Source organism: Streptomyces sp. NPDC004788 (assembly GCF_053601115.1).
In genome coordinates, this window is sequence record NZ_JBSGBF010000173.1 from 1 (window position 1) to 7,250 (window position 7,250).

Annotated in this window: 8 protein-coding genes and 1 rRNA gene; all 9 read right to left on the reverse strand. The window is 72.0% G+C overall.

Annotated features, from left to right (window positions below):
• Nucleotides 1–247 precede the first annotated feature (247 nt).
• The gene (locus ACWEJX_RS36960; RefSeq protein WP_451611793.1) at nt 248–1,324 is read right to left on the reverse strand and encodes a lysophospholipid acyltransferase family protein; all 1,077 of its coding nucleotides are present in this window, start codon (nt 1,322–1,324) and stop codon (nt 248–250) included.
• Between the two features lie 15 nt (nt 1,325–1,339).
• Complete coding sequence (locus ACWEJX_RS36965) at nt 1,340–2,389, reverse strand: NAD-dependent epimerase/dehydratase family protein (RefSeq protein WP_451611794.1); 1,050 nt, start codon at nt 2,387–2,389, stop codon at nt 1,340–1,342.
• Between the two features lie 148 nt (nt 2,390–2,537).
• Nucleotides 2,538–2,636, reverse strand: coding sequence for a 30S ribosomal protein bS22 (locus ACWEJX_RS36970; protein ID WP_003948845.1), 99 nt, complete (start codon nt 2,634–2,636; stop codon nt 2,538–2,540).
• 153 nt (nt 2,637–2,789) lie between these two features.
• Nucleotides 2,790–2,996, reverse strand: a complete 207-nt coding sequence (locus ACWEJX_RS36975; RefSeq protein WP_389215133.1) for a helix-turn-helix domain-containing protein — start codon at nt 2,994–2,996, stop codon at nt 2,790–2,792.
• A gap of 127 nt (nt 2,997–3,123) precedes the next feature.
• On the reverse strand, nt 3,124–3,939 hold the full coding sequence (locus ACWEJX_RS36980) for a phosphatase (protein WP_451611795.1): 816 nt from the start codon (nt 3,937–3,939) through the stop codon (nt 3,124–3,126).
• Nucleotides 3,940–4,026: 87 nt separating this feature from the next.
• On the reverse strand, nt 4,027–5,205 hold the full coding sequence (locus ACWEJX_RS36985) for an acetoin utilization protein AcuC (protein WP_451611796.1): 1,179 nt from the start codon (nt 5,203–5,205) through the stop codon (nt 4,027–4,029).
• Nucleotides 5,174–6,379, reverse strand: a complete 1,206-nt coding sequence (locus ACWEJX_RS36990; protein WP_451611797.1) for an MFS transporter — start codon at nt 6,377–6,379, stop codon at nt 5,174–5,176. The genes ACWEJX_RS36985 and ACWEJX_RS36990 overlap by 32 nt, the downstream gene beginning before the upstream one ends.
• 24 nt (nt 6,380–6,403) lie before the next feature.
• The gene (locus tag ACWEJX_RS36995; RefSeq protein ID WP_451611798.1) at nt 6,404–7,084 is read right to left on the reverse strand and encodes an HAD family hydrolase; all 681 of its coding nucleotides are present in this window, start codon (nt 7,082–7,084) and stop codon (nt 6,404–6,406) included.
• Nucleotides 7,085–7,157: 73 nt separating this feature from the next.
• A 5S ribosomal RNA gene (gene rrf / locus ACWEJX_RS37000) occupies nt 7,158–7,250 on the reverse strand; the annotation flags it as partial.

Genomic DNA, 7,250 nt, shown 5'->3' on the forward strand with positions numbered 1-7,250 from the left:
GCCCTTGTCTTCCCCCGCCTCCGCCCTGGTGGGGGGGGGGGGTGGGGGGGGGGGCGCCCCCCCCCCGGGGGGCCCCCCCCCACCCCCGTACCGTCAGAAGAACACCGACCGCCGCTGCACCAGCAGCTTGGCCCCTCTTTCTCTGCCGCCCTCGCGCCCCTCGGCCCCAGGGGGCCTCAGGGGCTTCCGACGGCTGCGCCGGACTCCGTCCGCCGTCTCGGGCCACCGCCGCCCCAACCGCGTACCGTCAGAAGAACACCGATCGCCGCTGCACCAGCAGCTTGTACAGCGTGTGCTGGATCTGCTCGCGGACCTGGTCCGTCAGGTTGAACATCAGCATCGGGTCCTCCGCCGCCTCCAGCGGGTAGCCGTCCGTCGGGATGGGCTCGCCGAACTGGATGGTCCACTTCGTCGGCAGCGGCAGCGCGCCCAGCGGCCCCAGCCAGGGGAAGGTCGGGGTGAGCGGGAAGTACGGCAGGCCCAGCAGCCGCGCCAGCGTCTTGGCGTTGCCGAGCATCGGGTAGATCTCCTCCGCGCCCACGATCGAGCACGGCACGATCGGCACCCCGGCCCGCAGCGCCGTCGACACGAAGCCGCCCCGCCCGAAGCGCTGCAGCTTGTACCGCTCGGCGAACGGCTTCCCGATGCCCTTGAAGCCCTCCGGCATCACGCCGACGATCTCACCGGCCTTCAGCAGCCGCTCCGCGTCCTCCGCGCAGGCCAGCGTGTGTCCGGCCTTGCGGGCCAGCTCGTTCACCACCGGCAGCATGAAGACCAGGTCGGCGGCGAGCAGCCGCAGATGACGGCCCGCCGGGTGGTGGTCGTGGACGGCGACCTGCATCATCAGGCCGTCCAGCGGCAGCGTCCCGGAGTGGTTGGCGACCACCAGGGCGCCGCCCTCCTTCGGGATATTGTCGACGCCCTTCACCTCCACCCGGAAGTACTTCTCGTACACCGGGCGCAGCAGCGACATCAGGACCTGGTCGGTGAGCTCCTCGTCGTAGCCGAACTCGTCGACCTCGTACTCGCCGGTGACCCGCCGCCGCAGGAACGCGAGCCCGCCCGCGAGCGTCCGCTCCCAGCCGCCCCGCGCACCCGCACCCGCGGCCGCGCCGGACGCCGGCGCCCCGGACGCCACCGCCTCGGGCCCGTCCGGCCCGTCCGGCGCATCGGGCGCATCGGGCGCATCGGGCGCGGTCTCGGGCTCCTCGGCGACCGTCGGCGCCGGCAGCGCCCGTACGGCGGCCTCCCGGCCGTTCGTCACGGGCCTCCGGCGCGCACGCGACCGGTCGTCGTCGAACGGAATGACCTTGGCGTCCGCCATCGCGATCTGGGCTCCTCACATGCCGTTCTGAAGGGTGGAGGGCGCGAGTCGCCCGGCGAGCCGGTCCACCGTCCCGGCGAGCAGTTCCGGCGGCAGCAGCCCCGGTCCCTGGCTGCGCGCGAAGTCCGCGAGGGCGTCGGCGGTGGTGCGGGCGGGCGTGAAGCCGAGCGTCTCGCGCATCTGGACGGTGGAGACGACCCGGCCGTGGGTGAGCAGCCGGATCTGCTCCGGCGCGAAGTCGGTGATCCCGACCGTGCGCAGCGCCTGCCCCACCCAGGTCACCGCGGGCAGCAGCACCGGCACGGTCGGCCGGCCGAGCCGCCGGGCGCACTGGGAGAGCAGCAGCACCCCGTCGCCGGCGATGTTGAACGTGCCGCTGTTGAGGGTGGCCCGGCGCGGCTCGCGCGCGGCCAGTTCCAGGACGTCCATGACGTCGTCCTCGTGGACGAACTGCAGCCGCGGGTCGTAGCCGAAGACGGTCGGCAGGACGGGGAGGGAAAGGTACTCGGCGAGCGGGGAGTCGACCCGCGGCCCGAGGATGTTCGCGAACCGCAGCACGCACACCGCCACGTCCGGGCGGCGCCGGGCGAAGCCCCGTACGTACCCCTCGACCTCGACGGCGTCCTTGGCGAAGCCGCCGCTCGGCAGCGACTTGGCCGGTGTCGTCTCCGTGAAGACGGCCGGGTCGCGGGGCGCGGCGCCGTACACGCTCGTGCTCGACTTCACCACGAGCCGCTTGATGCGCGGCGACTTCTGGCAGGCGCCGAGCAGCTGCATGGTGCCGATGACGTTGCTCTCCTTGACCGACGTACGGCCTCCGGAGCCGAGCGCCATGCCCGTGACGTCCATGTGGACGACCGTGTCCACGTCGTGCTGGGCGAGGATCTTGGCGACGGCCGGCCGGCGGATGTCGGCGCGCACGAACACCGCCTCGCCCAGCGGGTGCGGGGAGTCGACCCGGTCCACGGCGATGACCCGCTCGACCTCGGGATCGCGCTGGATCCGCCGTACGAAACGGGCGCCGAGGTGCCGGGCCGCACCGGTGACGAGCACGACCTTGCCCAAGACGAGCGCCTTCCGTCGGTGTTCCGCTGACCGCGTTGCGTTGACGGCCACGGTAGCGCGTGCAGATTTCGACGCAATGAAAACGTGGCCCCCACCGGCGAACCGGTGGAGGCCACGTCGACGCGAAAACGCCGCTGGGGCGTCGCGCTTACTTCTTGTTGCGACGCTGAACGCGCGTGCGCTTGAGCAGCTTGCGGTGCTTCTTCTTCGCCATCCGCTTGCGCCGCTTCTTGATAACAGAGCCCACGACTACCCTCGCTCACTTCTCGGAACATCCCCGCGCCAGCGGGGATCGGTGCGGGGCGTCTGGGCCCACACGACCTACGAGGGGCTAGCCTACCGGCAGATGCGTCCCCCTTGTTAACCGAGGGCGTATTCGGGGCTTACGGCTCCGCGCTCGCTACGCGGTCGCCACCCCCACGAAGGACTCCCTGAGGTACTCGTGAACGGCTTGTTCCGGGACCCGGAAGGACCTTCCCACCCGGATCGCGGGCAGATGACCGCTGTGCACCAGACGGTACACGGTCATCTTCGAGACGCGCATCACCGCGGCAACCTCCGCCACGGTCAGGAACTTCACCTCGTTGAGAGGCATGCCAGCAGCCATGACCCACCTGTACCTTCCGCACGCGACGCCCACCGGCTTCCCCTCCGGTGACTCTTCGTCGCTGCGCGCTCACGCCCAGAGTAGGGGCGGGTGGTACGAGTGGGGAAGAGGAGCTGCGATCAGCTGTTTACCGTGACAGACACGCTCGATTGAGTACATAGCGCGTGAGTGGACGGTAGTAGTCCGAGCGGACCCCGTCATCAAGCGGAACGGTCACGGACACCTGCCCCTCGGCCTCCCCGACGAACAGCGCGGGATCGTCCGTGTCGGCGAGCCCGATGGCCTCGATGCCCAGCTGACCTGCCCCGCAGACCCAGCCGTGGTCCCCCACCACCAGCTCCGGCAGCGGCCCGCCGGCCACCGCCGCGCTCTCCAGGGCCGCCCTGACCGGTAGGGGCGAGTGGGTGTGCGCCCCCGGCTCGCGCCCTGCGGCCGGCAGGCCCGGTTCCCGCACCAGAGCCACCCCCCGTACGTAGTCGAGAAGGTGCGTGCGTACGCCGAACCGGGTCGTTATGTCGACACATCTCCCCTGCGCTGGGGTGAGAACAAGACATCCCGCCGCCGACAAAGCGTCTGCGATCCCGGCGTAGAAACCCAGCAACCGGTGCGGATGGCCCGTCCCCAGGAGCACCGGAGCCCGCCGGCCGGCCGCCTCCCCCAGCCGTTCCGCGAACGCCGCGAGCGCCCGCAGGGTCCGCTCCGGGTCGATCACGTCCGGCCCCGAGCGGTGCGCCGGGTCCGCCGACACCCCGCACCGGTCCGCCATCAGCCGCAGCAGCCCGGCCTCGTCCCAGGACCGCGCCGGATCGAGCCCGAGGGTCACCCGGGGATCGCGCGCGGCGAAGGCCCGGTAGCTCCGCAGACTCGTCTCCCGCGGCGTCGCCACCGTCCCGGCGAGACCCGCCGCCAACAGATGCGCCCGCAGCGCCCCGGTACTCAACACCCACACGATGCTGCCGGACCGGCCCCGGCCGGGGACCAAAACCCGTACGAGACCGCACAGTTGGCGTAACAATGCGGTCGCGGGGCGCTAGGCGAGCAGACCCCGCAGCGGGAACGCCGCCCGGCGCGTCGCCAGGACCGCCTGGTCGAGCCGGTCCGCCGGGTCGTAGCCCTCGGACCAGTCCCGCCAGGCGACCGGCCACCGCCCGTCCGTCATCCGCCGCGGACCCGGCTGCCGCGTCCGCGCGTACGCCTCGTCCCGCCACGACGCCGGGATCACCGACTCCGGGTCCACCGGCGCGTGCGCCGCGATCCCCACCAGATGCGTCCACGACCGCGGTACGACGTCCACCACCGCGTACCCGCCGCCGCCGAGCGCCAGCCACCTCCCGCCCTCGACATGCGCGTGCGCCAGCTCGTGGCACGCCTCCTGCACCGCCCGCTGCGCGTCGAGCGACACCGCCAGATGCGCCAGCGGATCCTCGAAGTGCGTGTCCGCGCCGTGCTGCGTCACCAGCACCTGCGGCCGGAAGTCGGCGAGCAGCTCCGGCACCACCGCGTGGAAGGCCCGCAGCCACCCCGCGTCCCCGGTGCCCGCCGGCAGCGGCAGATTCACCGCGCCGCCCTCCCCCGGGCCGGCCGCACCGGTCTCCTCGGGCCAGCCCGTCTGCGGGAACAGCGTCCGCGGATGTTCGTGCAGCGAGATCGTCAGGACCCGCGGATCCTCCCAGAACGCCGCCTGCACCCCGTCCCCGTGGTGCACGTCCACGTCCACGTACGCCACCCGCTCCGCGCCCAGTTCGAGCAGCCGGGCGATCGCCAGCGAGGCGTCGTTGTAGATGCAGAAACCGGAGGCCGACCCCGGCATCGCGTGGTGCAGGCCGCCCGCGAAGTTCACCGCGTGCGCCGCGTCCCCGCGCCACACCGCCTCCGCCGCGCCCACCGACTGCCCGGCGATCAGCGCGGACACCTCGTGCATCCCCGCGAACGCCGGATCGTCCTCCGTACCGAGCCCGTACGCCTGGTCGGCCGCCTTCGGATCCGCCGACGCGGCCCGCACCGCCGCCACATAGTCCTCGCGGTGCACCAGCCGCAGCGTCGACTCCCCGGCCGGCCTCGCCGCCACCACGTCGACCCGGCGGTCGAGCCCGTACGCCCGCACCAGACCCATGGTCAGCGCGAGCCGCACCGGATCCATCGGGTGCTCCGGACCGAAGTCGTAGCCCGTGACCGCCTCATCCCACATCAACAGTGCGCGGCTGCTCATGCCCGCCACCGTATCGGGCCTGCTGAGCGCCGAACGACGTGGCATACACCACCGTCACCAGGACCAGCACCATCGGCACCAGCATCGCGCCCCGGTACGTCCACGCGTCACCGAGCGCGCCCACGAGCGGCGACCCCACCAGGAAGCCCACGTAGTTGAAGACGTTGAGCCGCGCCACGGCCGCGTCGCTCGCCCCCGGGAACAGCCGCCCCGCAGCGGCGAAGGTCTGTGGCACGATCACGCTCAGGCCGAGGCCCAGGACCGTGAACCCGGCCATCCCCACCCAGGCCCCCGGCGCCGCCGCCACCACCGCGAAGCCGAGCGCCGCGAGCACCGCCCCGCACCGCACCACCAGGACCGCCCCGAAACGCCGCACCCCGAAGTCGCCGACGGCCCGGCCGAGCAGCGTCGTCACCATGTACGCGTTGTACGGCACGGTCGCCAGCTCCTCCGAACTGTGCAGCACGTCCTGCAGGTACTTCGCCGACCAGTTGGAGACCGTCGAGTCCCCGATGTACGCGAAGGTCATCACCAGGCACAGCGGCAGCAGCAGCCGGAACACCACACCCTGCGAGCCGCCCGGTCCGTCCGGGGCCGCCTCGCCGGCCTCCGGCTCGCCGTCCACGTACCAGCGGCTCCCGACGAACGCGACCGGCAGCAGCACGGCCACCACCGGCAGATACGACACGAACAGCGACAGATGCCAGTGCGCCCCCACCCAGGCGAGCGAGGCACCGGCGATGCCACCGAGGCTGTACGCGGCGTGGAAGCCGAGCATGATGGACCGCCCGTACGCCCGCTGGAGGCTCACGCCGAGCATGTTCATGGACGCGTCGAGCGAGCCGACGGCGAGCCCGAACGCCCCGAGCGCCACGGCCGCCCACGCGAGGCCGGAACCGGCCCCGGCGGCCAGCAGCGCGAGCAGTACCAGCGGCTGCGCCCAGCGCAGCACGTTCGACGGGCCGACGCGGGCGACGACCTTCTCGGTGACCACGCTCGACACACCGGCGAGCACCGGCACGGCGGCCAGGAACACGGGCAGCAGCCCGTCGGATATTCCGTACTGGTCCTGGATCGCCGGAATCCTGGTCACGAGCAGGGCGAAGGTGACTCCCTGCACGAAGAAGCTGACCGCCAGAGAGCCCCGCCCACGCCGCAACCGCGCATCTGTCATGGCGGCACAGCGTAGGGCCGGAACCTACCGCTGGGTAGATGGATCACCATCACAATCTGGCCGGGAGAGCCGGCCGGGGAGCTCCGCCATCCGTCCGAAGAATCCGGTGGCCCCCGCCAGCTTCTCCTCGGTGCTCATCGCGGTGAACCCGTACACGTCCATCCCGGCCGCGACGGCCGCCTGCACCCCGAGCCGGCTGTCCTCGACGACGACGCACCGCTCCGGCGCCACCCCCATCCGCGCGGCGGCGTGCAGGAAGAGGTCCGGCTCCGGCTTGCCCCGGCCGACGTCCTCGGCGCTGAAGATGTTCTCATCCCGGAACCAGGCGTCGAGCCCGGTCTTCCGGTGCCCGACCCGGATCCGCCGGTGGCTCCCCGACGAGGCCACGCAGTACGGAATCCCCTCCGCGGCCAGCCCCTTGAGCACCTCGGCGGCCCCGTCCACGGCCTCCAGCTCGCGCTCGAAGGCGGCGAAGACCTGCGCGTGGAACGTGTCGTCGAAGTCCGCCGGCAGCCGCTTCCCGCTCCGCTCCTCGACCAGCTCGTGGATCCGGTGCATGGCCGACCCCATGTAGTCCCGCACCGACTCCTCGTAGGTGGTGGGGTGCCCGAGCTCGGTGAGGTAGCCGGCCAGGATGCGGTTGGAGATCGGCTCGCTGTCGACGAGCACGCCGTCGTTGTCGAAGATGATCAGGTCATAGCGCATGCCCGGATCCTAAACGGCTCCAGAACGCAGAAAAGCCCCGCACCATACGGTGCGGGGCTTTCCCACAATGATTGTTCGGCGGCGTCCTACTCTCCCACAGGGTCCCCCCTGCAGTACCATCGGCGCTGAAAGGCTTAGCTTCCGGGTTCGGAATGTAACCGGGCGT